Origin of the sequence: Pseudomonas sp., assembly GCF_030690725.1 — a bacterium.
Classification (GTDB): Bacteria; Pseudomonadota; Gammaproteobacteria; order Pseudomonadales; family Pseudomonadaceae; genus Aquipseudomonas.
On the sequence record NZ_JAUYGD010000089.1, the window covers coordinates 60,859 to 87,111 of the forward strand.

At 61.7% G+C, this 26,253-nt stretch carries 28 protein-coding genes; 12 read left to right on the plus strand and 16 right to left on the minus strand.

The genetic code is table 11. From position 1 onward, the window contains the following. Nucleotides 1-29: 29 nt before the first annotated feature. Nucleotides 30-1,184, minus strand: coding sequence for an FMN-dependent L-lactate dehydrogenase LldD (gene lldD / locus Q8O69_RS20995; RefSeq protein WP_305594279.1), 1,155 nt, complete (start codon nt 1,182-1,184; stop codon nt 30-32). A gap of 75 nt (nt 1,185-1,259) precedes the next feature. After that, nucleotides 1,260-2,954, minus strand: a complete 1,695-nt coding sequence (locus tag Q8O69_RS21000; protein WP_305594281.1) for an L-lactate permease — start codon at nt 2,952-2,954, stop codon at nt 1,260-1,262. Between the two features lie 325 nt (nt 2,955-3,279). Here Q8O69_RS21000 and Q8O69_RS21005 point away from each other — a divergent pair, with 325 nt between their 5' ends. Next, entirely contained in the window at nt 3,280-4,050 is a 771-nt protein-coding gene (locus Q8O69_RS21005) for an FCD domain-containing protein (RefSeq protein WP_305594283.1), read from the plus strand. On the opposite strand, the gene Q8O69_RS21010 is transcribed toward Q8O69_RS21005, so the two are convergent. Genes Q8O69_RS21010 through Q8O69_RS21040 form a run of 7 tightly spaced genes read right to left on the minus strand, consistent with a single transcriptional unit; the run spans nt 4,047 to nt 10,505 of the window. Continuing rightward, on the minus strand, nt 4,047-5,516 hold the full coding sequence (locus Q8O69_RS21010) for a HAMP domain-containing sensor histidine kinase (protein ID WP_305594285.1): 1,470 nt from the start codon (nt 5,514-5,516) through the stop codon (nt 4,047-4,049). The two genes, Q8O69_RS21005 and Q8O69_RS21010, sit on opposite strands and share 4 nt — an antisense overlap. A 1-nt stretch (nt 5,517) precedes the next feature. Further along, complete coding sequence (locus tag Q8O69_RS21015) at nt 5,518-6,174, minus strand: response regulator transcription factor (protein ID WP_233686537.1); 657 nt, start codon at nt 6,172-6,174, stop codon at nt 5,518-5,520. A 44-nt stretch (nt 6,175-6,218) separates the two neighbouring features. Then, the gene (locus Q8O69_RS21020) at nt 6,219-6,869 is read right to left on the minus strand and encodes a hypothetical protein (protein WP_305594288.1); all 651 of its coding nucleotides are present in this window, start codon (nt 6,867-6,869) and stop codon (nt 6,219-6,221) included. A gap of 12 nt (nt 6,870-6,881) precedes the next feature. Continuing rightward, nucleotides 6,882-7,673 (minus strand): SDR family oxidoreductase, encoded by a 792-nt coding sequence (locus Q8O69_RS21025; RefSeq protein WP_305594290.1) that lies wholly within the window; start codon nt 7,671-7,673, stop codon nt 6,882-6,884. A gap of 9 nt (nt 7,674-7,682) precedes the next feature. Further along, the gene (locus Q8O69_RS21030) at nt 7,683-8,336 is read right to left on the minus strand and encodes a TenA family transcriptional regulator (RefSeq protein ID WP_305594292.1); all 654 of its coding nucleotides are present in this window, start codon (nt 8,334-8,336) and stop codon (nt 7,683-7,685) included. Next, nucleotides 8,336-9,832, minus strand: a complete 1,497-nt coding sequence (locus Q8O69_RS21035) for an AMP-binding protein (protein ID WP_305594294.1) — start codon at nt 9,830-9,832, stop codon at nt 8,336-8,338. Before Q8O69_RS21035 ends, Q8O69_RS21030 begins: the two co-directional genes overlap by 1 nt. After that, a complete protein-coding gene (locus Q8O69_RS21040; RefSeq protein WP_305594296.1) occupies nt 9,816-10,505 on the minus strand; it encodes a thermostable hemolysin in 690 nt (229 codons plus the stop codon). Before Q8O69_RS21040 ends, Q8O69_RS21035 begins: the two co-directional genes overlap by 17 nt. Before the next feature lie 210 nt (nt 10,506-10,715). On the opposite strand from Q8O69_RS21040, the gene Q8O69_RS21045 reads away from it, so the two are divergent. From Q8O69_RS21045 to Q8O69_RS21055, 3 genes are all read left to right on the plus strand, one after another. Next, nucleotides 10,716-11,129: a hypothetical protein gene (locus Q8O69_RS21045; RefSeq protein WP_305594298.1), complete on the plus strand. Its 414-nt coding sequence runs from the start codon at nt 10,716-10,718 to the stop codon at nt 11,127-11,129. Nucleotides 11,130-11,291: 162 nt separating this feature from the next. Further along, nucleotides 11,292-11,873 carry a DJ-1/PfpI family protein gene (locus tag Q8O69_RS21050; RefSeq protein ID WP_305594300.1) on the plus strand — a complete coding sequence of 194 codons (582 nt, stop codon included), beginning with the start codon at nt 11,292-11,294 and terminating at the stop codon, nt 11,871-11,873. Nucleotides 11,874-11,995: 122 nt separating this feature from the next. Then, entirely contained in the window at nt 11,996-12,298 is a 303-nt protein-coding gene (locus Q8O69_RS21055; protein WP_305594302.1) for a ribbon-helix-helix domain-containing protein, read from the plus strand. Here the strand turns inward: Q8O69_RS21055 and Q8O69_RS21060 are convergent. Beyond that, the gene (locus Q8O69_RS21060; protein ID WP_305594304.1) at nt 12,295-13,305 is read right to left on the minus strand and encodes a DUF4917 family protein; all 1,011 of its coding nucleotides are present in this window, start codon (nt 13,303-13,305) and stop codon (nt 12,295-12,297) included. The two genes, Q8O69_RS21055 and Q8O69_RS21060, sit on opposite strands and share 4 nt — an antisense overlap. 5 nt (nt 13,306-13,310) lie before the next feature. Next, entirely contained in the window at nt 13,311-14,246 is a 936-nt protein-coding gene (locus Q8O69_RS21065) for a DMT family transporter (protein ID WP_305594306.1), read from the minus strand. Between the two features lie 82 nt (nt 14,247-14,328). Here Q8O69_RS21065 and Q8O69_RS21070 point away from each other — a divergent pair, with 82 nt between their 5' ends. Both Q8O69_RS21070 and Q8O69_RS21075 read left to right on the plus strand, forming a co-directional pair. Further along, complete coding sequence (locus tag Q8O69_RS21070; protein WP_305594308.1) at nt 14,329-14,841, plus strand: MarR family winged helix-turn-helix transcriptional regulator; 513 nt, start codon at nt 14,329-14,331, stop codon at nt 14,839-14,841. Between the two features lie 48 nt (nt 14,842-14,889). After that, nucleotides 14,890-15,231, plus strand: a complete 342-nt coding sequence (locus tag Q8O69_RS21075; RefSeq protein WP_305594310.1) for an FKBP-type peptidyl-prolyl cis-trans isomerase — start codon at nt 14,890-14,892, stop codon at nt 15,229-15,231. Nucleotides 15,232-15,333: 102 nt separating this feature from the next. Here the strand turns inward: Q8O69_RS21075 and Q8O69_RS21080 are convergent, their stop codons facing one another. From Q8O69_RS21080 to Q8O69_RS21090, 3 genes are all read right to left on the minus strand, one after another. Beyond that, entirely contained in the window at nt 15,334-16,203 is an 870-nt protein-coding gene (locus tag Q8O69_RS21080) for a nucleotide-binding protein (RefSeq protein WP_305594312.1), read from the minus strand. A 321-nt stretch (nt 16,204-16,524) separates the two neighbouring features. Continuing rightward, nucleotides 16,525-17,178, minus strand: coding sequence for a TIGR04211 family SH3 domain-containing protein (locus Q8O69_RS21085; RefSeq protein WP_305594314.1), 654 nt, complete (start codon nt 17,176-17,178; stop codon nt 16,525-16,527). 346 nt (nt 17,179-17,524) lie between these two features. Continuing rightward, entirely contained in the window at nt 17,525-19,048 is a 1,524-nt protein-coding gene (locus Q8O69_RS21090) for a fumarate hydratase (RefSeq protein ID WP_305594316.1), read from the minus strand. Nucleotides 19,049-19,336: 288 nt separating this feature from the next. On the opposite strand from Q8O69_RS21090, the gene Q8O69_RS21095 reads away from it, so the two are divergent. The 3 genes from Q8O69_RS21095 to Q8O69_RS21105 are packed head-to-tail and all read left to right on the plus strand — an operon-like array spanning nt 19,337 to nt 22,218. Continuing rightward, complete coding sequence (locus tag Q8O69_RS21095) at nt 19,337-20,464, plus strand: diguanylate cyclase (RefSeq protein ID WP_305594318.1); 1,128 nt, start codon at nt 19,337-19,339, stop codon at nt 20,462-20,464. Beyond that, entirely contained in the window at nt 20,457-21,398 is a 942-nt protein-coding gene (locus tag Q8O69_RS21100; RefSeq protein WP_305594320.1) for an iron-sulfur-binding ferredoxin reductase, read from the plus strand. Before Q8O69_RS21095 ends, Q8O69_RS21100 begins: the two co-directional genes overlap by 8 nt. 46 nt (nt 21,399-21,444) lie before the next feature. Then, complete coding sequence (locus Q8O69_RS21105) at nt 21,445-22,218, plus strand: enoyl-CoA hydratase (RefSeq protein WP_305594322.1); 774 nt, start codon at nt 21,445-21,447, stop codon at nt 22,216-22,218. 203 nt (nt 22,219-22,421) lie between these two features. On the opposite strand, the gene pyk is transcribed toward Q8O69_RS21105, so the two are convergent. Together pyk and Q8O69_RS21115 are read right to left on the minus strand one after the other, a co-directional pair. Continuing rightward, nucleotides 22,422-23,873 (minus strand): pyruvate kinase, encoded by a 1,452-nt coding sequence (gene pyk / locus Q8O69_RS21110; RefSeq protein WP_305594324.1) that lies wholly within the window; start codon nt 23,871-23,873, stop codon nt 22,422-22,424. 88 nt (nt 23,874-23,961) lie between these two features. Then, entirely contained in the window at nt 23,962-24,759 is a 798-nt protein-coding gene (locus Q8O69_RS21115; protein ID WP_305594326.1) for a tetratricopeptide repeat protein, read from the minus strand. A 149-nt stretch (nt 24,760-24,908) separates the two neighbouring features. Here Q8O69_RS21115 and Q8O69_RS21120 point away from each other — a divergent pair, with 149 nt between their 5' ends. The 3 genes from Q8O69_RS21120 to Q8O69_RS21130 all read left to right on the plus strand — a co-directional run bounded on the left by Q8O69_RS21120 (nt 24,909) and on the right by Q8O69_RS21130 (nt 26,197). Further along, nucleotides 24,909-25,283, plus strand: a complete 375-nt coding sequence (locus Q8O69_RS21120) for a tetratricopeptide repeat protein (RefSeq protein ID WP_305594328.1) — start codon at nt 24,909-24,911, stop codon at nt 25,281-25,283. Between the two features lie 68 nt (nt 25,284-25,351). After that, a complete protein-coding gene (locus Q8O69_RS21125) occupies nt 25,352-25,774 on the plus strand; it encodes a DUF4124 domain-containing protein (protein ID WP_275961720.1) in 423 nt (140 codons plus the stop codon). Between the two features lie 60 nt (nt 25,775-25,834). Then, nucleotides 25,835-26,197 carry a PilZ domain-containing protein gene (locus Q8O69_RS21130; RefSeq protein ID WP_275961719.1) on the plus strand — a complete coding sequence of 121 codons (363 nt, stop codon included), beginning with the start codon at nt 25,835-25,837 and terminating at the stop codon, nt 26,195-26,197. Nucleotides 26,198-26,253: the final 56 nt, after the last annotated feature.

Sequence of the window (26,253 nt, forward strand, 5' to 3'; positions counted from 1 at the left end):
CATAGTCCGGTACGGCGTCAGGTGCAGCGTCAGGACGCGGCTTGGCGCAGTTCGCGCACCAGCGAATCGGCAGTAATCTCGCTGATCGATTTGGCCCCGGTCAGCACCATGGCCACGCGCATTTCCTTCTCGATCAGCTCCAGCAGGTTGCTTACCCCCGCGCCACCGTCGGCGGCCAGGGCGTAGATAAAGGCGCGGCCGAGCATCACCGTGTCCGCGCCGAGGGCGATCATGCGCACCACGTCCAGGCCAGTGCGGATGCCGGAGTCGGCGAGAATCGCCAGCTGGCCTTTCACTGCATCGGCAATCGCCGGCAGGGCGCGGGCGCTGGACATCACACCGTCGAGCTGACGGCCGCCGTGGTTGGAGACGACGATGCCGTCGGCACCGAAGCTCACGGCGTCCTTGGCATCCTGTGGGTCGAGAATGCCCTTGATCACCATCGGGCCGTCCCAGAATTCACGAATCCATTCCAGGTCCTTCCAGCAAATCGAGGGGTCGAAATTGTTGCCCAGCCAGCCGATGTAATCAGCCAGACCGGTGGGGTTGCCACGGTAGGCGGAGATATTGCCCAGGTCATGGGGCTTGCCGAGCAGGCCAACATCCCAGGCCCAGCGTGGGTGGGTCATGGCTTGCAGCATGCGCCGCAGCGGCGCATTCGGGCCGCTCATGCCGGAATGGGCATCGCGGTAGCGCGCGCCAGGTACCGGCATATCGACGGTAAATACCAGGGTGGTGACGCCGGCAGCTTTGGCGCGCTCCAGGGCGTTTTTCATAAAGCCACGGTCTTTCAGCACATACAGCTGAAACCACATCGGCCGGTCGATGGCCGGCGCGACTTCTTCAATCGGGCACACCGAAACGGTGGACAGGGTAAAGGGGATGCCCTTGGCAGCGGCGGCCTTGGCGGCCTGCACTTCACCGCGACGGGCGTACATGCCAGTCAGGCCGACCGGGGCCAGGGCCACCGGCATGCTCAGGGTCTCATTGAACAGGCGGGTTTCCAGGCTCAGTTCCGACATATTGCGCAGCACGCGCTGGCGCAGGGCAATGTCCGCCAGGTCGGCGACGTTGCGTTTGAGCGTGTGCTCGGCGTAGGCGCCGCCGTCGATGTAATGAAACAGAAACGGCGGCAGCCGGCGTTGGGCGGCGGCGCGGTAGTCGGTGGAGGCAGAAATGATCATGGAATCACCCAGGTGGAGAAGAAGGGTTGTTACAACGCTCGGGCGCGCAGTTCGGTTTGCGCGCCCGAGCGGTTATCAGCCTGCCATCAGCGGGTCGCTAACGCCCAGCACATACACGGCAAACAGTGCGATCAGGCCGGTAAACAGCACGTAGTACAGGGTAGGCCAGACGGTCTTGCGCAGGATGCTGCCTTCACGGCCCAGCAGGCCAACCGTGGCGGAAGCGGCGACGACGTTGTGGATCGCCACCATATTGCCGGCGGCGGCGCCAATCGCCTGTACCGCGACAATCAGCGCGCTGGAGATGCCCAGGCTGCTGGCCACACCGAACTGGAACTGGCTGAACATCATATTGCTCACCGTGTTGGAACCGGCAATAAAGGCGCCCAGGGCACCCACGCTCGGCGCTAGCAACGGATAGATGCCGCCCACACTATCGGCCACCCAGCGCGCCATCAGGATCGGCATGCTCGACAGCTCGGCGGCGTTAACCCCGGAGTTGATCAGGATGCGCACCATCGGCACGGTAAACAGCAGCACGAAGCCGGCGCTCAGCAGCACCCCCGACGACTCCTTCACTGCACTGCCCAGCTCGCGCAGTTTCATGCCGTGGAAGAAGAAGGTGGCGATGACCACGGTGACCAGAATCCCGCCCGGCAGGTACAGCGGCTGGAAGTTGGCGCTGATCCCGGTTTCGCCGAGTAGGTCGGGGAAGTTCAGCATCACCGCTTTCAATGCGGCGCTGACCTCGGGAAATACCCGGCTGATCACCAGCAGCGCGCCCACCAGCACGTAGGGCAGCCATGCACGCAGGGCGCTCATTGGCTTGGCAGTCAGTTGGTCGAGTTTCATCTCGATGGTGCCCAGCCATTCGGCTGGCCATTTGTCCGCCGGGGCGAAATCCCAGGTGGTTTTTGGCAGCAGAAAGCCCATGCGCGCGGCGCTGGTGACAATCGCCAGGCCAATCAAACCACCGGCCAGAGAAGGAAATTCAGGGCCGAGGAATACACCGGTCAACGCGTAAGGGATGGTGAACGCCAGGCCGGCGAATATCGCGAATGGCAGCACTGCAAAACCGGCTTTCCAGCTTTTCTCTGTGCCGAAGAAGCGCGTCAGCATCAGCACCATAATCAGCGGCATCACGGTTCCGACAACGGCGTGGATGATTGCCACTTCACTGGTGATCAACTGCAGAAACTGCGCCCAGGACGAACCTTGCTCAACCAGCTGTGCGCCAATGGTGGCTGAGTCCAGGCCGGTATTGACCCCAACGATGATCGGCGTACCCACCGCGCCGAAGGACACCGGCGTGCTTTGCACCAGCATGCCGAGCATCACTGCGGCCATGGCCGGGAAGCCGATGGCCACCAGCAGCGGCGCGGCGATGGCAGCGGGCGTGCCGAAGCCGGACGCGCCCTCGATAAAGCAGCCGAACAGCCAGGCGATGATGATCGCCTGAATGCGCCGGTCCGGGCTGATGGTGGCAAAGCCGGCGCGAATCGCAGTGATGCCGCCGGAATGCTTGAGGGTGTTAAGCAGCAGGATCGCGCCGAAGATGATCCACAGCAGCCCAAGGGTAATCAGCAAGCCTTGCACGGTGGAGGCCAGTACGCGGTTAAAGCTCATGTCCCAGGCAAACAGCGCCACGCCTGCGGTGAGCAGGTAAACCAGGGGCATTGCATGTTTGGCCGGCCAGCGCAGACCGATCAACAGCACGGCGGCGAGCAGGATGGGCGAGAACGCCAGTAGGGCAAGAAGACCTGTCGACATGGTGGTCTCTCCTTAACGCTGCGCGATGCGCATGGGTGAATGCGGGTGCGCATCGGGCTGTAGCGCTGCGGCGGATATAAGCAATAGAGCCGGCATGGGGAGACCTCGTAGGATTCTTGGAATTGTTTTAGTGTGGTTAATTGGTAATACCAATTTACAAGACTGCGCGGTCAGGGTAAAAGTGCGGCCTCTAGCCTGTCAATTAGCTGCCTTACGACTTTGGTCGTAAGGGCTCGTCTTGCTAGGCCGGGGCGGCGGCGATAGGCTTGCCGGGAGAGGGCCGCAAAGGCCCGTGGCAGGTGGTCAAACCAATGGAGTGCGGGCTATGGAAGTGGGATCGGTGCGCCAACGCCGTTTGTCGGACGATATCGTCAGCCAACTGGAAACCATGATCCTCGAAGGCACGCTCAAGGCCGGCGAACGTCTACCGGCGGAACGCGTATTGTCTGAGCAGTTCGGCGTCTCGCGGCCCTCACTGCGTGAAGCGATTCAGAAACTGGCAGCCAAGGGCCTGTTGGTCAGCCGCCATGGCGGTGGCAACTATGTGGCGGAAACCCTCGGCTCGACTTTCAGTGACCCGCTGCTGCACCTGCTGGAAAGCAACCCCGAAGCCCAGCGCGACCTGCTGGAATTTCGCCACACCCTGGAAGGCTCCTGCGCGTTTTACGCCGCTCAGCGTGCCACCGAACTGGATCGCCAGCGCCTGACCGACGCCTTTGCCACGCTGCAGGATTGCTACAGCCGCAGCGGCAAGGTGACCCGTGCCGAAGAAGGCGCAGCCGATGCCAACTTCCACCTGGCGATTGCCGAGGCCAGCCACAACGCCGTGCTGCTGCACACCATTCGCGGGCTGTTCGACCTGCTCAAACGCAACGTGGTGACCAATATCGGCGGTATGTACGCCCAGCGTGATGAAACCCGCGACATGCTGATCGAACAGCACCGCGCCTTGTTCCAGGCCATTATCGAAGGCCGTGCCGAAGACGCCCGCGCGCTGTCCAACCGGCATATCGACTATGTGCAGGAAGTACTGGCCGAGGTGCAGCAACAGGCGCGCCGCGAAGAGCGCGCCCAGCGCCGGGGCAGTACGCGTTAGCGTCTGGGCAGGCGCACCGCGACTTCCAGACCGCCGAGGGGCGAGTCGCTCAGGCTGATGCTGGCGCGGTGCAGCTCTACCACCCGTAGCACGATGGACAGGCCCAGCCCCGCGCCCTGACCGTCGCCAAGTCGATAGAAACGCTCGAAGAGTTTTTCCCGCAGCGCTTCATCCACGCCCGGGCCACTGTCCTGCACGCGCAGCACGATGGCATCCGCCTGAGCCTCCAGCTGCACTTGAATGCGTCCGCCGTCGGGGGTGTATTGCACGGCATTGCTGATCAGGTTCTGCAGCAAGGTGCCGAGGCTTGGGCCATCGGCGAGTAGCTGATAATCGGCCGGTTCAACGGCCTCCAGATTGAGCTCCTGATGGCGTTCTAGGGCTAGCGGAATCAGTTCTGCCAACTCGTTGCGCACAAACCCGAGCAGGTCCAGTTCGCGCATGGCCAGTTGCGTCACATTGGGTTCCAGTCGCGCCAGGGTCAGCAGTTGCGCCACCACCCGAGTGGCGCGCTCGACCCCGCTACCCAGCTGACGCAGGGCATCGTTGCGGTCTTGCGGATCGGGAGCTTCCAGGGCGTTCTGCGCGTGGATGCGCAGCACCGCCAATGGCGTGCGCAGTTCATGGGCGGCGTCGGCAATAAAGCGCTTTTCCTGATCCAGCAACTGGTTGACCTGCATCAGCAGGCGGTTAAGCGAGGCGCCCATCGGCTCCAGTTCCTGCGGCAGCGGGCCGAAGGTCAGCGGCGCGAGGTTGTCCGGTGCGCGCGCCTTGATTGATTCGGCCATGCGCTGCAGCGGGCGCAAACCAAACCCCACGGCCAGCCAGAGCAGCAGGGCCAGCAGCGGCAGGCCAATCAGCAGCGGTTGCAGGGTGCGCCGGGCAATCTTGCCGGACAGCTCGCCGCGCACGTCTTCGCGCTCACCCACCAGTACCCAGTGATGGTCAACGTTGTCGTGCAGCACAAACACCCGCCAGCGGTGCGCACCCAAGGTCAGGGTGTGGTAACCACTAAGGTATTTGGCCAGGCGGTTGAGGCGTTCGCTCAGTGGTTGCTCGCCGGCCGGTAGGTTAAGGCCGAGCTGGGCAATCATCTCCATCAGCAGGCCTTTGGGCGCGCTGGCGGACTGGAATACCAGCTCGCCGTTGTCATCGAGCATCTGGAAGGCCAGCTTGCTCTCGTAATCGTGTCCCAGCAGGCCATCGAGGTTGCGCGGGCTGTTTTTCAGCAGCAGGGCTTCGTCCAGTGCCGCCTGCAAATCGCGGCGCGAATCGGCAGACAGCTCATGGCGTACCAGGCCCATAAGCATGCGCGAGGTCTGCGCCAGCTGGGCGTCGAACAGCTCTTCCACTTCATGGCTGGCATCGCGGTAAATCTTGTGGCTGATCAGCCCCAGGGAAACGCTCAACAAAGTCAGCAGCAATACCAGCAAACGCGCGCGGATCGAGCGCAACAACTTCGGCATGTTATTTATCCACCAGGTAGCCGACGCCGCGCACGGTGCGGATCAGCTCGGGAAAGAATTTTTTGCGCAGGTGGTGCACATGCACTTCCAGGGCGTTGCTTTCCAGCTCTTCGTCCCAGCCATAGAGTGCCTGTTGCAGCTTGTCGCGGGTCATCACCCGGCCCGGCTGGGCGAGCAGTTCGTGCAGCAAAAGGAATTCCTTGCGTGGCAGGTTGACCGCCTGGCCCTGATAGCTGACGGCTTGGCTGACCGGATCGAGGCTGATGCCACGGTATTCCAGCGCCGGTTGCGGGCGGTTGAAACTGCGCCGCAGCAGGGCGCGCAGGCGTGCCTTGAGTTCGGCGACATCGAAGGGTTTGACCAGGTAATCATCGGCACCAGCATCCAACCCGGCGATACGGTCGCTGGTGGAGTCACGGGCGGTCAGCACCAGTACCGGTACCGGGTTGGCGGCGGCGCGCAGGTGCTTGAGCACCTGCAGACCATCCATGCGCGGCAGGCCAAGGTCGAGAATCGCCAGCTCGAAGCTCTCGCTGGTCAGGGCATGCAGCGCACTGCTGCCATCCTGCACCCAGTCGACGGTATAACCCTCGGGCTTGAGAGCGGTGCGAATACCTTCGCCAAGGGCTTTGTCGTCTTCGACCAGCAGAATGCGCATGCAGAGATTCCCAAGTTTTCCTATTCAAGCTCGCGTAGGCGAGACTACTCCAATTCTGCGTTGACCTTGGCCAGCAACGCCTGAATTTCCTCTTTACGGCCGGCGTCGGCGGACAGGCGATTGGGCCGTGCAGGGGCTAGCAGGGCTTTTTCCAGGGCGGTCTTGGCTTCCGCAAAGCGTTTGGCGCGGGCCAGGTAGTCGCCATAAAAGTAGTTGGGGTCGATGCCGTCCGGGTTGATCGCCAGGGCCTGCTTGAGCATGGCCTCGGCTTTCTCATCATCGCCAAAGCCGACCGGCCAGCCGGGTACCTGGTAGTAGAGGCTACCGAGGCTGGTGTAGGCCGAGCCGGACAGCGCCTTGGGGTCCAATGCCAGGCCCTGTTCCAGGCTGGCCTTGGCCTCCTTGACCAAGCCGAGGGCACCCAGGCCGCCTTTAGCACCGGCGTAGGTGCTGAGAATGATGCCGTTCCAGATCTGCAGTTCGGCGGCGTTCGGCTCGGCGGCGACGGCTTTTTGCGCTTGCTCGCTGAGGCTGGCGAAGGCTTTTTCGTGTTGTTCCTTGGGCAACTGGTAATTGATCTCGGCCCAGCGGTCCTGCAAGTTTTGCAGTTGCGCCTGGCCCTGTTCGCTGAGGGCAAAGCTGGGCAGGCTGGTGAGGCAGAGCAGGGTGCAGGCGGCGGTACGGATAAGCTTCATCGGGGTGTCCTCTTAGGGTTTGCTGCGGGCAAAGCGCTGGATAATCGGTAGTTGTTTGCGCAGCGCCTGGTCGACCAGGCGCGGCAGCAGGCTGTTGAGGCGCACAAAGAGTTGTTCCGGCCAGCCCAGGTAGCGTTCCTCGCGCTCATGGCGAATGGCCGCCAGCAGCTGCTGGGCCACGCTGTGCGGGTCGTCCATGGCGACGTTCAGCTCATCATTCATGGCCACCACGTTGGCTGCGTTCATGCTGGTGCGGGTGGCGCGTGGAGCGAAGTAGAGAACCTTGATCTGGGTGTCGGCCAACTCGCGGCGCAGCGCTTCGGAGAAGCCGCGCAGGGCGAACTTGCTGGCGCAGTAGGTGCTGAAACCGGGGTAACCGATAGAGCCGAAGGTCGAACCGAGGTTGACCACCAGGGCCCGGCCCTGTTGCCGCAGCAGCGGCAGCAGGCGATGGGTCAGTTGCAGGGTGGCGGTGACGTTGAGTTCGATCAGCTCGGCGATGGCGGTTTCATCATGCTGCTCCAGCAGGCCGAAGTGATTGACCCCCGCAGCATTGATCAGCGTGTTGATCCCGCCGAAACGCTGCGCGGCAGCCACCACAGCCTCACGGCCGCTGCGTTGGCAGATATCTGCGGCCACCACCGTGACCTTGCCGGGGTTGGCCTCAGCCAGTGCATGCAACGCTTCGGCTTGGCGGCCAACCAGCAGCAGGTGTGCGCCTTCAAGCAGTAGAGCGGCGATCAGTGCCTGGCCGATTCCGCCACTGGCGCCGGTTATGACGGCGCGGCATTCAGGAATATTCATCGGTAGTCCTCAGGCGCTTAGGGGCAGGCTGCGGAATATGTCGCCGTACAGGCGATAGACCACCTTGGCGGTGTGCACCACGGCAGCTTTGTCATCGTCGTTGTCGAGCTGATTCATCAGGCGTTTGAAGAACTCGATATGTTCCAGATCCAGGCTGCCGTGGGAACTCAGGTAGCTGAAGGCCTTGTTAGGCAGTTGCAGCTTGTCCTGAATCACCCCAGCGACCTGGGTGGCGAGGGCGATGCTGGTGCCTTCCAGCACATTGACCATGCCAAAGAAGCTCACCGGGTTGTGCCGGGCGATGCGGTCGTAGACGTAACTGACCATCAGTTCGGTCGGCAGCTTGGGCGTGCCGTGGCGCACCGCTTCTTTGTCTGCACCGCACACGGCGATATCGTTGAGCACCCATTCCTGGTGGCCCGTTTCTTCCTCGATGTATTCGCCGATAGCTTCGCGCAACCACTCCAGCCGTTCTGGCAAGCGCGCGCCGCAGGCCATCAGCAAGGGCACGGTGTGTTTAACGTGGTGATAAGCCTCGGTGAGAAAGGCCACGTAGCTGTTCAGGCTGACGGTGCCAGCCATGGCCTGGGCAATGATCGGCGCACTGAGCAGGTAATTGCGTTCAGCGCTGGTGTGTTCAAGCAGGGATTCGTAGAAGCTCATCAGGCATCTCCATAGCAGGATTCGGTGGCCATCAATTGCTCGATGGCGTGCTGGTAGTGGTTAAGCAGGGCTAAACGCCGCAGGCGGCCATTGCTGGTGGCCAGCGCATTGGCACTGCTGAAAGGTTGTTCGGCGCGCAGCCAGTGGTGCACGCGGGCGTAGTCGGGCAGGGCTTGGTTGGCCGTCGCCACGGCCTCCGCCAGTTGGCTGTCGCTGGTATTCGGGAAGCGCGGCACTAGCACGGCAACGTTGCCGGGCAGTGCTTCGCCATGCAGCCAGGCCTGGGCGATTGGCAGTTGCTGGACCAACTCGGCCTCGACCCATTCCGGGTTTACGTTGCGGCCAAAGGCGGTGATGAACTGGTGTTTCTTGCGCCCGTGCAGTACTAGGAATGGTCCGTCGAAATGGCCCAGATCACCGGTGCCCAGCCACTCCTCGTCAGGGCATGGTTCGCCCAGGTAACCAAGCAGGCGTGGGCCTTGGACCATCACCTCGCCGTCTGTAGCCAGGCGTACCTGCAGGTGTGGCAACGGTTGGCCGACGGTGCCGATACGGCGGTTTTCCGGGGTGTTCAGGCACACCACCGACGCACACTCGGACAGGCCGTAGCCCTCGAACACCGGCAGCCCCAGGGCGTCGGCACGTTGCAGCAATTGGCTGGCGATGCGGCCACCGCCGACGGCGATAAAACGCAGGCTGCTCGGCAGGGGTAGGCGATTTTCGCCGGCGCTGACCAGCGCCAGCAGCAGTTGCGGTAGCAGGATCAGGCTATTGGGCTGCGCCTGAGCTAGGGCGCCGAGAAAGCGCGGCAGATCGAACTGGCTGGCACCGAGCAGACCGATCTGCGCCATCGGCATCAATTCAATCCGTGCGCCGGCCAGCAGAGGGGCATAGACCCCGGCAATGTTCTCCAGCAGGGTGGCCAGCGGCAGGACGCACAGGTGGCGTTCGACCGCGCAGCTGGCGCTGGCCTGCACCAGGCTCTGCGCCACCGCCAGTTGTGTGGCGATATCCAGGCATACACCTTTGGGTTGCCCGGTGGTGCCGGAGGTGTAGGTGATTTTGCAGGTGCCGACCGGCAACGCGCTGACCTGCGCCCGTGGGCGTTGCAGCACAGTGGTGGTAGCGGTTACTGCAATCGCCGCTGCGCTTGCGCTGAAACCCAGTGCGTTGAATAGCGGGCTGGCCGGGCCGATCAGGCAGTCAATGCCTGCGCTATCGAGGACATGCGTCTGCTGGCTGCTGGAAAAGAATCCCGGCACGGGCACGCAGACCAGCCCGGCATGCAGGGCGGCGAGGTCCCAGAGTACCCAGTCGATGCCGTTATCCAGGGCCAGGGCAACCCGCTGCGCGCCAAGCGCCAGCAGTTGCGTACTGCGCTGCTCGACCTCGCTTAGCAGTTGGGCGTAGCTCAGCTGCCTGTCGCCTTCACGCAAAGCGATGGCGTCGCCAAGGGCTGCTAGGCGATTGAAGAGTAATTCAGCGGCAGGCCACATCGGGCATGTCCTCCAGGGCATAAAAGGCTTGGTGGGCCAGGCGCGGGTAAGCACCCAGCTGCAGCAGACGCTGATGGCCGGCGTAGATATCGCCGGCCATTACCTGCGGTTGGTTGGCGTAGTAGCTGCCCCAGTCCGCCAGTTCATTGCCCAGGCAATCGGGGTTTGCCGGGCCCAGCGGCAAAGGCGTCAGGCCCAGGCGCTGAAAGCTGTTGAGCAGGGCCAAGGTGCCGGTGAAGCACACCCAGCGATAACCCAGCGCCACCAGCAGATCGGTCAGTGCGACGATCAGCAGGCGTGCGGCACCCGGACTGCCGGCGGCCAGATTGCCGACCTCCACCAGTTGTGTGCGCTGTGGCGCACCCACCACCTGCCGGGCGCCAATCACCTGTTCTGCCGGTTGCTGCAGGTAGCGCTCAAGAAACAGCGGGCCACTGGCTGCGCTGCGCAGGCCCACCGCGCCGAGCAGTTGCCCGTCGCGGTCTTCCAGGCTGAGCAGGCAGGGCATGAAATGGCGGATGCGCGCCTGATGCTGAGCGGCGAAGCGCTCGCCGATAAAGGCTTCAATCCCAGCGCGGCGAGGGCTGGTGGCGTTGGCCAGATAGAGGCTGAGCGGCTGCTCGCGGCCAATTTGTGCAAGTGCAGTGTCGTGATACACCCAAGGCAGCTCCATAACAGGAACCTCATCTGAGAACTTGGGTGCGAGTTTCGGTGTCCAGGCTTAACGGCAAATTAAGTCGCAAATTCTTTTGTGCGTTGTTCCGCGAGCATTTCATTGCTTGCGCTGCAACCGCATCAGCCCATAGCCTGCGAAGCCCTACTTGCAGGATGACTGCAGGTTTGATTTGCCCTGAACTTAGACGCCAAACGCTCGGAGATAGTTATGCCCCCTATGGATACTGAGCAACAACTGGCGGCCCGTCTGGCCATCCTGGAAAACCCTGAAGCGCAGGACTGCACGGTCTACCGCGCAGATGAACAGGACCCGGAAGCCGAGGAAGTGGATCTGGGTGATGCCAAGGTGCTGTTCTGCGGCCCGTTCGAGGCCCCGGCCGACTGGGACGCGGCAGAGCGTGAAGATTATTTCGGCGACAGCGCGCCTGAGCTGTTCGTCAATGCGCGTATCGAGTGCGAAGCCAAACCGGGCTCCAAGGGCCATTTCACCGTGGACATCGGTGACTATGTGGCCGCCCAGCCGGGGTTGGGGGAAGTCGTGATGTTCTATGTGCACGACTACCTGGAAGACGACACCGGCTGCACCTATGTGCTGCTGCGTGATGAAGAGGTGCTGGAATAATCCAGCCACCGCGCTGGGCTTCTTGCTGAAGCCCAGCCACAACCTGCCTTGCTCCATGTCCTCGCTGATTCGCTTTTTGCCCTGTAGTACCGGGTTATTACCCGCGCCTGACGGATCGGGATAACACTCTGTGCTTCTCAATTCATTGAAGGGAGCAGGCACATGGCAGCGAAGAAGATTCTCATGCTGGTCGGCGACTACGTCGAAGACTACGAAGTGATGGTGCCGTTTCAGGCACTGCTGATGGTCGGTCATCAGGTGCACGCGGTGTGCCCGGACAAGACCGCCGGGCAGAGCGTGCGCACCGCCATCCACGATTTTGAAGGCGAGCAGACCTACAGCGAGAAGCCCGGTCACAACTTTGCCCTCAACTTCGATTTCGCCCAGGTCAAAGCCGAAAACTACGACGCCCTGTTGATTCCCGGTGGCCGCGCCCCGGAGTACCTGCGCCTGAATGCTCAGGTGCTGGCGCTGGTGCAGGCCTTCGACAAGGCTGGTAAGCCCATCGCAGCGGTCTGCCATGGTGCGCAATTGCTCGCTGCTGCTGGCGTGCTGAAAGGTCGTGAATGCAGTGCCTATCCGGCCTGTGGCCCGGAAGTCACCCTGGCAGGCGGGCGTTATATGGATATCGCCGTGGACCAGGCCCATGTGCAGGGCAATCTGGTCACTGCTCCGGCCTGGCCGGCGCATCCCAACTGGCTGGCGGCGTTTCTTGGCCTGCTCGGCACGCAGATCACGCTGTAATGTGCTTAAGCCCGTAGCCCGGATGCAATCCGGGGAGCGTCTATAAATGAGGGTCCCGGATTGCATCCGGGCTACGCATGTATGAGGGCCTGCTTGCAGGCCTCTGTCGTCGAGGAGCCGCTATGTGCGAGCTGTATGTCAAAGCCGATCCGATTCTTTACGAATCCCGTGCCCGCTCGCTGCGCATCCGTGGCGTGGTCACTACCCTGCGCCTGGAAAATCAGTTCTGGGACATCCTGCGCGAAATCGCCGAAGTCGACGGCATGACCACCAATCAACTGATCACCAAGCTGTATGACGAGGTGATGGAGTATCGCGGTGAGGTGGTGAATTTCGCGTCTTTTCTGCGCGTCAGTTGCACGCGCTACCTTAGCCAACGCCGTGCGCCGGCTGAGTTGGCCTTGGTGCGCGCGATCCAGTCTTAAGCTGTAGCTGAGATGCGCAGTGCAGGGTCACCCAGCGGGTGGCTGAGCGCATCGAAGAAGCGCAGCTCGACATTCTGCTCGGCGAACAGGCTGGCGTAGTGCTGCTTCTGCTGGGCGATAAACAGCGGGTTGTGCGGGTAGATCGATATTGCCAGGGTTTTCAGTTCGGCTTGCTGCAAGGCCTGGATCAGGTGCTGGTCCTGCGCGGCCAGGCTGTGGCCGAAGATGCACAGCTTGTCCTTGGGCTGCGCCAGCTGGCTGTAGCAGAACGACAAGTAGTCAGAACTGCGGATGGCCTTGAACTTGTCCGCGCTGCTGCCTTCATTGACGAACAGCGGAATATCGCCCAGCTGGTTGATGGCGAAGCTGGCCAGCAGGGTGCTTTCCGATGAGTTGAGAATGCGCGTGCTGCCGTCGATGTTCTTCACCAGGTGCATGCCGCCGTGCAGGTAGAGCATGCGCGTGGCATTGCCCAAGCGCTGACAGTCGCCGGGGGCGAAGGTTGAATCCGCGCCGCGGAACATATCTTCAAACGCCTCTGGGGCCTGCATCACGGCCCAGTAGTTGAGCAGGTCGTAATTGCCGGAATAGACCGTCTGGTATTGGCCAAGCGCGCTATTGATCCGCGCCAGGCTGGCGGCCTGCATCTGGCTCCAGGGAATATGTACCGAGCGCACGGCGTGGATCAGCGCTTCCTTGATGGCAAAGTAGCGATGGCGCGGCGATGACGAGTTGATGGTCAGTGCGGCATTAACCCGGATGCTGTTCTTCAACGCGCTGAGCACCTGCTCGAAGTTGCTGGTGTCCAGGGCGCGGAACACGCTGAGCTCGGTCGCGCTAAGCGGGCGATTGCGGGTGGTCTGCGCCTCGTCGAATAGCGAGAAGTAGGCGAACTTGCGCCATACCGCCAGGCTCGCGCCGTTGCCGATCAGCAGCTCGGGGAAGCCGATACTGCTGTTCAGGGTGGTCCAGTCTTCCAGTTCGCCAGTAAATGCCGGGTTTTGCATAATCGCTAGTTGTCGCCTTGGGTCGTCGTGGTTGTGCAGCGCGCGACTTTAACATGGGGCGCGGCAACAGCCGGCGTCGCCGCTGCGGCCCATTGCACCGCCAGGATGCTGCCCAGCACCGCAATCAACCCCAGCAGCGCCACGCCAGTGATGCTCTGCCCGAGCAATGCCCAGCCGAGCAGCACCGCCACCAGCGGGCTGAGCAAACCCAGGGACGACACCGCCACCGGCGCCAGCCGGGCAATGCCGCGAAACCACAACACATAGGCCAGCAACGCGCCGAACAACGACAGGTAGGTGTAGCCCAGCCACTGCAACGGGCTTAGCTGCGGCAGCGGTGGGTCGATCAGCCAGGCCACTGGCAGCAGGAACAGACCGCCAATCAGCAACTGCCAGCCGGTAAAGGCCAGCAGCGGCACAGTCGGCCGCCAACGCCGCGTCAGGTAAGTGCCGCTGGCCATGCAAGCGGTACCGACAGAGGCGGCGGCAATGCCTATCGGGTCCCAACTGGCTCCCGGCGCCAGCAACAGGGCAGCCATCCCGGCGATACCCACCACACTGGCGGCGACCGCCACGGACGCCGGTCGTTGGCGATCCATCGACCACACCAGGCCCATCACCAGCAGCGGTTGAATCGCCCCGACCACCGCCGCCAAGCCGCCCGGCAAGCGGTACGCGGCGACAAACAGCAGCGCCTGAAAGAAGCCGATATTCAGCGCCGCCAACACCAACAGGCGCGGCCACTCGCTGCGCCGGGGCAGATAGCGGCTGTACAGCACCAACAGCAGGCCGGCGGGCAGGGCGCGCAGCAGCGCGGCGGTAAACGGCAGGTCTGGCGGCAGAATCTCGGTGGTGACGATATAGGTCGAGCCCCAGATGGCCGGCGCCAGGGCGGTGATCAACACATCCAGCCAGGTGCTACGCGATGCTGAGCGGCCCATGCATTTGTCTCGCATTCAAGATAAAATGCGAGGCTAATAGTAACTTGTCTTGGATTCAAGATAAATTTTCAGGGGTAAGCCAATGGCAGTCCAACGACAGATGGATGCGGTCGATGCAATTCTTCAGCAGTGGCACCGCGAGCGACCGGACCTGGATGTCAGCCCGATGGGTGTGATCGGCCGCCTTGGCCGCTGTGCATCGCTGCTACGGCGCGAGCTGGACAAACTGTTCAGCAGCTTTGGCCTGACCGCCTGGGAATTTGACGTGCTGGCCACCTTGCGCCGCTCCGGCGAGCCCTACCGCCTGGCCCCGACTACCCTGTTCTCGACCCTGATGGTCACCTCCGGCACCATGACCCGGCAGCTGCAGCAACTGGAAGCCGCAGGCTGGGTCAGTCGTATAGCCAACCCCAGCGACGCACGCAGCATGCTGGTGCAGCTGACCCCCGCCGGGCTGGAACTGATCGACCGCGCGGTAACCGCGCATGTGGCCAACGAAGCGCGGCTGCTGGCGCCGATTGCCGCCACCGAGCTGGCGCAACTGGAAGCGCGGCTATCCGAACTGTTGGCGGTGCTGGAACCGGCTGGCGAGTGAGTTTTCTGCAAACCCGGCCGTGAGCAGGCCTGCTAGAAGAGGTGATTAATGAGCAACGAATTGGTGATCGAAGATATTCAACTGGGTGACGGCAAGGAAGTGGTCAAAGGTGCGCTGATCACCACCCAGTACCACGGATTTCTCGAAGATGGCAGCAAGTTCGACTCTTCCTATGACCGTGGCAAAGCCTTCCAGTGCGTAATCGGCACCGGCCGCGTGATCAAGGGCTGGGACCAGGGCCTGATGGGTATGAAAGTCGGCGGCAAGCGCAAACTCTTCGTGCCGTCGCATCTGGGCTACGGCGAACGCCAGTTCGGCGCGCATATTAAGCCGCACTCCAATCTGATCTTTGAAATTGAGCTGCTGGAAGTGCTGACGCGGGATGATTGAGTGGTTGCCTAGTATTTGGCTAATACATTCAGCTTGGAACAGCTCGTAGCATGGGTATTGCGACGATTTCCAACCTACGAGCTGTTCGCGGTGATTCGAGGGTTAGCCCATCACTTTGTTCCAATCGACCTCATAACCCGCGATTTTTAGCTCACGAGCGAGAGCTGTCCTCCACTCACCGGACATCGGAGTCCAAACCACGCCTGCAAAGTCCGTTGGAATCTCCACATTGCCTGACTTTAGGGCGCAAACTTTGTTGCGCCCCAGCGCCCCGATGAAATATCCAAGCTCTAGCAGGACATTCTGCCTAACGCGGGGTTCTAGTTCTCCTCCGACCTTGCCCCCTACATCATCAGGAGTTAGCAGTACCACAGCCATTCCTACATCAGAGTGATGCTCGATTTTCTCGATTATCGTTCGACCGCCATTGGCCTGCTCATGAAGGATGATCACCTCAATACCTAGCTTCTCAAGGAAACGTGCAACCGTTTCACGAACGGCCTCGTCATGCCCATGTACAAGGAATATTCGGGTTGAGTCCCCAGGAGTGGTTGAGCGCGAAGGAGCGGCAACAGGCGAGTTGGGTTCAAGATCCTCTAGATCCGCCTTCAGCGCATTGATTGCCTGCCCAAGCAATGCCTTCGCATTACCAATCTTTTTCTGTGTGCCTCCTTTGTAGTCAGGGTCGGGCATACCAGAAACCCACATGAGCATACGAAGGTGGAGGTTGTACGCTTCGCAGTACCGATTTGCGGCAGTTGTGTTGCTTCCGAAGCAACGCTCTAAAGTATCCTCAATGCTACGCTCCAGAGCCTGCAGCTCAGGTGAGGTCCCACCCCGCATCGTATTCAGGTCGAATGCATCAAGATCCACGATTCGCTGTTGAAGCCGCTCTATTCCCCGCGTCAACTGCCCTGCATCTAGATAAATCTTGGGTTGTACAGCAGTCGGTGGTGTCGCCTTCCTCGCCATGATTGTTCCTTCCCGCACAGTGATGCGCTCATCATGCCATTACGCACACCGCGAGCAATAAAGATCTGGCCGCATTGGCATAGTCTGCTTTTTATAACGAGCTAACCGATTGATATATCTTCTTGATTAAGAAAGCGGATTTATTATCCCCGCAGCATGATTGCCGTACCTGACACTCCCTAGCTATAGCGCAGCTTTCCCGGTCTTGAAATACAACCAACCCGGCACTAGGCCGGGTTGGTTGTTCTAGCTGCAATGTTTACATAATCTCGACCGCCAGACTGTCGTGAGCCTTCTTGTCTCAGATATCCGCAGGTTTCTCTAAACCCACTGATCATTGCGTTTACGCCTTACCCGCAGCATGGTCGGCAGAATCAACCCAGCAAGCAGCCCGCCACCGGCGATGCCGCCGCCGTAGGCCATATAGCGCATCAGTACCTGCTGGTTTTCCTCGCCTAGCTGCGCTTGCAGTTCGCGCAACTCAGAGTTGGCTCGGCTCAGTTCGATATCCAGCGAAGAGCGGGCGGTTTGCAGTTCGTCGATCAGGGTTTTGCGCGAGTCGAGGGTTTCTTGCATGCCTTGCACGCGGGTTTTCCAGGTGTCGTTGATGCCTTCCAGTTCGGCGCTGAGTTCCGCCACTTTCTGTTCCAGTTGCGGCAGACGCTCGGCCTGGCCGGGAACGTCCTGCAGGTCGCGGTTGGCAATCCATACGGCGCTGCCGTTTTCGCCACGCACCTGGCTGTAGTCACCATCGCTGCGCAGCAGGGTGACCTTTTGCCCGGAGGCCAGGGTGCCGACGATGCGGTAGCCGTCGGTTGGGCCGCTGCGTACATAGGTGTTCAGGCTGTCGCTGACCCAACGGTTGCTGCTGGCATTTTCTTCGGCGTGGGCGCTGGCGCTTGCCAGCAGGCAGGCCGCGAAAGCCAGGTTATGCAAAGGGGTAAAGGTGGCGGGGCGATGACGGAATAGGGGCATGGGGCAATCTTCATATGGCAATTAAACGAAACCCTCAGGCGGGTGCGATAAAGGCCGGCCAGGCGCATTGCCGTGAGCAGTTAGGCGCTCTGGATGGAGTGGCGCTATGCAGCTGCTCGCTGGGCAAATGGCCATGCAATCCACCCGGCGGGCCGACAGCAGACAGACACTTGGCGAGCGCGGGGAGTTCACTCGGCGGCGGGTTGCGGGATGGATGGTTGGTATTTATGCGCAGCTTGCCGGGTGGTTCACAGCCTGGCTGGCCGCTCAACCTGAGGTTGCGTTCGCTAGCGCTAAAAACAACAAACCCGGCACGTGGCCGGGTTTGTTGGGGTTGCCACAGGGCTTACTTGATCTCGACGGCCAGGCTGTCGTGGATCTTTTTGTTCCAGATTGCTGGACCTGTGATATGCACCGACTCGCCCTTGGTGTCGACCGCCACGGTAACTGGCATGTCTTTCACGTCGAACTCGTAGATGGCTTCCATACCCAGTTCGGCGAAGGCCACCACGCGCGACTTCTTGATCGCCTGGGCGACCAGGTAAGCAGCGCCGCCAACGGCCATCAGGTACACGGCCTTGTTGTCCTTGATCGCTTCGATGGCGATCGGGCCGCGCTCGGATTTACCGATCATGCCCAGCAGGCCAGTGCTTTCGAGGATCTGCCGGGTGAACTTGTCCATCCGCGTAGCGGTGGTCGGGCCGGCTGGGCCTACCACTTCTTCGCGCACTGGATCGACCGGGCCAACGTAATAGATAAAGCGGCCTTTGAGATCGACCGGTAGCTCTTCACCCTTGTTCAGCATATCGACCATGCGCTTGTGCGCGGCGTCGCGGCCGGTGAGCATCTTGCCGTTGAGCAGCACGGTTTCGCCCGGTTTCCAGCTCTGCACGTCTTCCGGAGTCAGGGTGTCGAGGTCGACGCGGCGCGCGCTCGGGCCGGCTTCCCAGACGATTTCCGGGTAGGCGGACAGATCCGGCGCTTCCAGCTCGGCCGGGCCGCTGCCGTCCAGCACGAAGTGGGCGTGACGGGTGGCGGCGCAGTTGGGGATCATGCACACCGGCAGGGAAGCGGCGTGGGTCGGGTAATCCATGATCTTCACGTCGAGCACGGTGGTCAGGCCGCCCAGGCCCTGGGCGCCGATGCCCAGTTGGTTGACCTTGTCGAACAGCTCCAAACGCATCTCTTCGATCTTGTTCTGCGGGCCGCGGGCTTTCAGCTCATGGATGTCGATGTGCTCCATCAGCACTTCCTTGGCCATTACCGCAGCCTTCTCGGCGGTGCCGCCGATGCCGATGCCGAGCATGCCCGGTGGGCACCAGCCAGCGCCCATTTCCGGCACGGTTTTCAGTACCCAGTCGACGATCGAGTCGGACGGGTTGAGCATGGCCATCTTCGATTTGTTCTCGGAGCCGCCGCCTTTGGCGGCGACGTCCACTTCCACCTTGTCGCCAGGGACGATGGAGTAGTGGATTACGGCCGGGGTGTTGTCCTTGGTGTTCTTCCGTGCGCCTGCTGGGTCGGCGAGGATCGAGGCACGCAGGACGTTTTCCGGCAGGTTGTAAGCGCGGCGCACGCCTTCGTTGATCATGTCGTCGACGCTCATGGTGGCGCCGGTCCAGCGCACGTCCATGCCGACGCGGATAAATACGGTGACGATGCCGGTGTCCTGGCAGATCGGCCGATGACCGGTGGCGCACATGCGCGAGTTGATCAGGATCTGCGCCATGGAGTCGCGCGCGGCGGGGGACTCTTCGCGCAGGTAGGCCTCATGCATGGCCTGGATAAAATCCACGGGGTGGTAATAGGAGATGAACTGCAGGGCGTCGGCGACGCTCTGGATCAGGTCGTCTTGCTTGATCACGGTCATGCTTGGCGCTCCTTTTTGTAGGGGTAGGAGTAGGGCAGGAACTTCGAACAGCGCTGGGTCACGGCCCGGCGCAGGGCTATCAAGGTCAAAGGACAAGGCCAAAGCACAAGATAAAAAGGCGCGGCAGTATACCGCGCACGCTGTCAGGCGGACACCTGTACGGCCCCAGACCATGGTCGCTGATCGGCCATTTGAGCCGACTAATGACCTGGGCGCGGCCTAGGCATTGTCTGAGCACAGGGGTACAGTGGCGGCTAGATGCCAGCATGGGACGGAGCCCATAAACCCATGAGCCTAAGTAGCCAGCGGGTAACCCAGCGATCTCTGCAAAGCCTGCTGCTGAAACGTTTCGGCATGGCAGTGGCGACCTATGCGCTGACCGGGCTGTTGTGCTGGATTGGCGTATTTGCCGGACTGTTTCATGCATCGCCTTTAACGGCTCTGAGCATCACCGCCTTGGCTGCACTTAGCCAGTTGGTGTTTCTCGGGCTGTTTCTGTCCCACTTCAATCTGCGTTTAGCCGACCCCAGCCTGACTGAACCCCAGGTGCTGGTGGCATTGGCTTGGCTGACCGTGCTGTTGTCGCTGTTCAGCGAAGGGCGCGGCAGCATGCTGGTGATCTATCTGCTGATTCTGCTGTTCGGCGTGTTCCAGTTGCCGCCGCGGGTGTTCGCTCGCTGTGCGCTGTTTGCCTTCTTTGGCTTTGCCGGCTTGAACCTGTATGAAGCCTATACCCTGCAGCTGAGCGAACCGCGTGTGGCGCTGATGCAGGCGTGCGTGCTGGCGGTGGTGCTGGTCTGGCTATGTCTGTTTGCCAGTTACGCCCAGGCCATGCGTCAGCGTATGCGCCAACGGCGTTTTGCCCTGCAGGCGCATCAGGACACGCTGCGTGGCATGATGCGTCAGCTCGAAGACCTGGCCGCCACCGATGAGTTGACCGGTCTGTGTAATCGCCGGCACTTCCTGCGCCTGGCCAGCCGTGAGCTGGAAGGACTGCGCAACGGGCGCCAGCATGGTTTGGCGCTGCTCGATCTCGATCATTTCAAGCGGATCAACGATATCCATGGCCACGCCGCCGGGGATCGGGTTCTGCAGACGTTCGCCGCCGTCGCCCGCGCCTGCCTGCGCGATGGTGATGTGGTAGCCCGCTACGGCGGTGAGGAATTTGTGTTGTTGTTACCCAATACCGAAGCCGATCAGTTCACCGCCTGTTGCGAGCGCCTGCGTGAGGCCTTTAGCCGCGCCGAGCCGCTGGGTGTGAAAGTAGCCAGCCTGAGCGTGTCCATCGGCATGACCCTGCTGACCGTGCACGATGATCTCGACGAAGCCCTGCAACGTGCCGACCAGGCGCTGTACCAGGCCAAACGCGACGGGCGTAACCGTTGCGCGGCGACCTGGGAGGATGTGGATGCCTGAGTTACGGGCCGCTGATCGCTGCCTTGAGGTCGCCCCCGCCAGTAACCTGCTGGACAGCCTGCTGGCTGCCGGCATCGCCGTGCCCTACAGCTGCCGCGCCGGCAGTTGCCATGCCTGCCTGGTGCGTTGCGTGGGCGGCGAATTGCTCGATGGCAAACCGGAAGCCCTGGACGCTGCGCGGCGTGAGCAGGGCTGGCGCTTAGCTTGCCAGTGTCGGGTGGTCGAGGATGTGCAGATCGAGGTGTTCGACCCGCTGCGCGATGCGGCCCCTGCCGTTATTCACAGTTGTGATTGGCTCAGCAGCGATGTGCTGCGCCTGCGGCTGGCCCCACAGCGGCCGCTGCGCTACAGCGCCGGCCAGCACCTGCAACTCTGGATTGAGGACGGCATTGCCCGGCCATATTCCTTGGCCAGCGTGCCGGGCGATGATCCTTGGTTGGAGTTTCATATCGATTGCCGTCAGGGCGGCGCGTTTGCCACGGCGGCGCGGGCATTTCAGCCCGGCGACGGTCTGCGCTTGGGCGAGTTGCGCGGTGCGGCGCTGCACTATGACCCGGACTGGCAAACCCGCCCGCTCTGGCTGATGGCCGCCGGTACCGGGCTGGCGCCGCTGTACGGGGTGCTGCGCGAGGCACTACGGCAGGATCATCAAGGCGCGATCCGGGTTATTCACCTGGCCCATGATGCGTCCGCGCATTACCTGGCTGAGCCCTTGTGGGCTTTGGCGGCCAGCCATCCTCAGCTGCAGGTTGAGCTGCTGGTTGCGGCCGAGTTGCCGGCTGCTTTGGCCGAACTGCGCCTTGTTTCACGGCAAACCATCGCCTTACTCTGCGGCCACCCCGACAGCGTCGAAACCTTTGCGCGCCGCCTGTATCTGGCGGGTTTACCGCGTAGCCAGGTTTTCGCTGACGTCTTTTTGCCCCACGCGCGCTAGCCGTTCAGGTTCTCAGCTCGCGGGTGGCCTGCCGTGAGGATTGATGATGAGCGAGCACCTGCTGGTTGAGCGTGAACAAGGGCTGTTGACCCTGCGCATGCACCGCCCTGACAAGAAGAATGCCCTGACCCGCGCCATGTACAGCGGCATGGCTGAAGTGCTGGTGCAGGCTGATCAGGATAAAAGCGTGCGCGCTGTGCTGATCAGCGGCGGCGAGAGCTGCTTTACCAGCGGCAATGATGTCGCCGACTTTATCAAGGCGCCGCCGACTGGCCTGAACAGTGAAGTGTTCCAGTTTATGCAGGCGCTGTTCGAGTTCAGCAAACCAGTGGTGGCCGCGGTCAACGGACCGGCGGTGGGCATCGGCACCACCATGCTGCTGCACTGCGACCTGGTGTATGTCAGCCGCGATGCCACCTTGAAGATGCCCTTCGTCAACCTTGGCCTGTGTCCTGAATACGGTTCCAGCTTGATCCTGCCGCGTTTGCTCGGCCACGCCCGCGCTGCCGAACTGCTGCTGCTCGGGCAGAGCTTTACCGGTGAGCAGGCCGCAATCTGGGGCATCGCCAATCAGGCGCTGGATAGCGGCGCGGCAACCCTGGCCAAGGCTCGGGAAATGGCGATGCGCTTTCACCAACTGGCACCGGCAGCAGTGGCTGACAGCAAACGCCTGATGCGTGCGCCGGATCGCGAGCAACTGCGTAGGGTTATCGAGGAGGAGGGCGCCTTGTTCGGCCAGCGTTTGCGCTCGCCAGAAGCTATCGAAGCGCTGACTGCCTTTATGCAGCGGCGCACGCCGGATTTCAGCAAGTTCGCCTGATGCCCTGAGGCAAACAAAAAGGCCGCTCGATTGAGCGGCCTTTTTCGTTGCGCTGGGTAGCCTAGAGCCTTTTTACGATCTCGCGAGCTAGAGACCTGCAAGGCAAAAACAGGCGAGGAAGCGGAGTGTACTTTTGTACATGAGCATTCCGAGCCTGTTTTTAACGCAGCAGGGCCGACGCGCAGCAGATCATAAACAGGCTCTTACACCAGTGCTTCACCTACATGCAGCAGCTTCATGGTGTTGGTGCCGCCGATGGTGTGGTAGCTGTCGCCCTTGGTCAGGATCACCCAGTCACCGGCCTGCACCACGCCGCGCTTGAGCAGCTCGTCCACCGCGGCCTGGCTGACTTCCGCCGGTTGCAAGGCGGCTGGGTCGAACGGCACGGTGTAGACGCCGCGGAACATGGCCGCGCGGGCCTGGGTTTCGCGGTGCGGAGAGAAGGCGAAGATAGGCACAGAAGAACGGATGCGCGACATGATCAGCGGGGTATAGCCACTTTCGGTCAGCGCGATAATCGCTTTCACACCGGGGAAGTGGTTGGCCGTGTACATGGCCGCCAGGGCGATGCTTTCGTCGCAGCGCTCGAACTCGGTGCCCATACGGTGGCTGGAGGTCTTGCTGGTCGGGTGCTTTTCCGCGCCCAGGCAGATGCGCGCCATAGCCTGCACCGCTTCCAGCGGGTAGGCGCCGGCGGCGCTTTCCGCCGAGAGCATCACCGCATCGGTGTAGTCGAGCACGGCGTTGGCCACGTCGGAGACTTCCGCGCGGGTCGGCATCGGGTTCTGGATCATCGACTCCATCATCTGCGTCGCTGTGATCACCGCCTTGTTGTGGCGGCGCGCGTGCAGAATGATTTTCTTCTGGATGCCGCACAGCTCGGCGTCGCCGATCTCCACACCCAGGTCACCACGGGCCACCATCACCGCGTCACTGGCGCGGATCAGACCGTCGAGGGTTTCGTCGTCGGCTACTGCTTCGGCGCGTTCGATCTTGGCCACCAGCCAGGCGGTGCCGCCTGCTTCATCACGTAGCTTGCGCGCGTAATGCATGTCGTCGGCATCGCGCGGGAAGGACACGGCCAGGTAATCCAGCTCCATCTCGGCGGCAAGCTTGATATCGGCTTTGTCTTTCTCGGTCAGTGCTGGCGCGGTCAGGCCGCCGCCACGGCGGTTGATGCCTTTATGGTCGGACAGCGGGCCGCCGATGATCACTTCGCAGTGCAGGGCATCGCTGGTAGCGCTGACGACGCGCATCACCACGCGGCCGTCGTCGAGCAGCAGCTCGTCACCGACGCCGCAATCCTTGACCAGATCCGGGTAGTCGATGCCGACGATGTCTTGCGTACCGGCAGTCAGCGGGTGGCTGGTGGAGAAGGTGAAGCGGTCACCGAGTTTGAGTTCGATGCGCTTGTTGGCGAATTTGGCGATGCGGATTTTTGGGCCTTGCAGGTCGCCGAGCAGGGCAACGTGGCGGCCATGCTTGGCGGCCAGTTCGCGCACCAGCTTGGCGCGGGCTTTGTGCTCATCGGGCGAGCCGTGGGAGAAGTTCAGGCGGGCGACATCCAGGCCAGCGATGATCAGCTGTTCAAGCACTTCGGGGCTGTTGCTGGATGGGCCGAGGGTGGCAACGATTTTGGTGCGGCGAAAGGTCATGCACAGACTCCTGAGTTGCATCTGAGCACGAGGCTACTATGCCGCAACGCTGTAGTCATTGTTCCTCTGCACTACCTTGGCAGGCCTGCTAGCGATTGAGTGCCTGGTCCAGATGACGGGCGGCTTTGTTGTTCAGCTCGCTGCCGGGGTATTGCACCAGCAGGCGACGCAGGTAGGTGATGGCCTTGTCGCGGCTGGCCTGCGGGTTGTCCGGGGCCAGGTACATCAGGCCGAGCTGGTAGAGGGCCTTTTCCTTGATATCGGCAGTAATACCGGGGTCGCTCAAGGCCAGCAGGTACAACTCTTCGGCTTCACCGACGCGGTTTTTCAGCACAGCGCGGCGCGACAATAGGGTCATGTCCGGGTCGAGGCTGGGCTTGTAAAGGTCGAGCTGCTGATTGGGCTTCCAGTGCGCGAGCAGCTCGCGCGAGGTTTTGTGCACCGGCTCGTCTGCCCGTTCGCGGATCATCACAATCCGTGCCTCGGCCCGTTCGGCGGCGCGGCTGGCGGGGAACTGGTTGAGCACCTGATAGAAGTAGTTGAGCGCCTTGTTGTCGTCGCGCTGCTCGTTGAAGCGGTTCATATAGAGCAAGCCGATCTGATAAAGCGAGATCGCACGCACCTCGTCGCTGAGCTTCTCGTCACGGTAACCGGTGAGGTACAGCTGCTCGGCCTGCTCGCTTTTGGCGTCGCGGATGGCCTGGGCGCTGTAGGTCAGCAGGTCGCCTTCATCCTCGATGGCCGCGAGCATGCGGTTGTTCTTCAGGGTCTTGTATTCGACCACTTCGTTGGTGGTGATCTGCGCAATAAACAGTGGCGTGGTGGGCGAGCAGGCGCTCAAGAGGGCGGTACACAGCAGCACTAGCAGGCGAGAGGAAGACGACATGACAGCTCCTGGGCGCAATGGCCGTTGCGCGCCAGTCTAGTCAGGCGTGCGGGCGCTGGCCAAGTGGCTGGCGGCATTACCCATCAGAGGATATGTTGCTGCAGAATTTTCCCCAGCAGTCGATACACTGCTCATCGGAGGAGAGGCTTATGCGCATACTGTTTATTGTTCTGCTGGTGGTGGGTGTAGCGGGGTGCAACCGTTACTCTTTTGATCATCACCTCAATAGTGCCTACGAGGCCTACGACCGTGGTGAGTGCGAGGCGGCCATCCTGTCGCTGTCCAAGGCTGAGCGCAACAGCCGCTCGCGGCGTTATATGCAGCCGGAAATCTCCCTGTTGCGCGGCCAGTGCCTGGAACGTCAGGCGCTGTTCGTTGATGCGATGCAGACCTATCAGTTCATCACCACCCATTACCCGGCCAGCGAATACGCCTACCGCGCTCGCGCGCGTATGGATACCCTGCGTCAGTTGGGGCATGACAGTGTCGATGTGGCGGTCAAGGTCAATCCGGTCAAGCCCTGACCGCTGGTCGTTACAGGCCATAGAAGGCTCTACTCGGCAGTAAGCTGAGACTTTACGGGAGGGAATCCATGCGCGTTTTGTTGTGCCTGTTGTTATTGCCCGGGTTGGCTGCTGCGGAAATCTATCGCTGGACCGATGCCAACGGCCAGGTGCATTTCGGCCAGCGCCCTGCGGCGGCAGGGGCCGAAAAGGTCGAAGTCAAACCGCAGGTGGTTGAGCGTGACCAACTGACCCGTGAGCGCGAAGAACGCACCAATCGCTTCTACGACGCGCGCCGCGAGGAGCAGGCGCAGGCTTCGGCGGTCGCTGCGGAAAACCAGGCCAAGCGTGCCGAGGAGTGTCGCGAATTGCGCAAAAAACTGGCCTCGATTCCCGAAGGACGCAGCTATTACCGCACTGAGGCGGATGGGCAGCGTAGTTATTACAGTGATGAACAGGTCGATACCGCTCGTCAGCAACTGCAGAGCCGGGTGTCTGAACGCTGTTCCTGAAACTGGTTTAAGCGCAGTAGTGAGGCCATACTCAATGGCCATCTATAGCGATTTGCCACTATGCCCAAGCATATTCAGCGCAGCATCGAACGCCATCAGCTGCCCTACTACCTGAAGGTGTTCAACCGCATCACCGACAAGCCCATGGGCTATATCGGTAACGTCTCCCTGGACGGGCTGATGCTGATCAGCCAGCTGCCGCTGCTGGTGGGCGCGCGTTTTGACATGCGCCTGAAGATCCCCGGGCACGATGCGCCGCACTACATCGATTTCTCCGCCACCTGCCAATGGTCTCGCGAGGATGTCAGCCCTGGCTGCTATGACTCCGGCTTCGCCCTGGTCGCTCCGCCCGGCGACTATGTCGAGATGGTCGATGCGCTGCGCCATTACTTCAGCTTCCGCCCTATGGCTGCATCGGCCTGACTTGACCACGTTCGGCAAGCAATAAAAAACCGCCCAGAGAGGCGGTTTTTTATTGC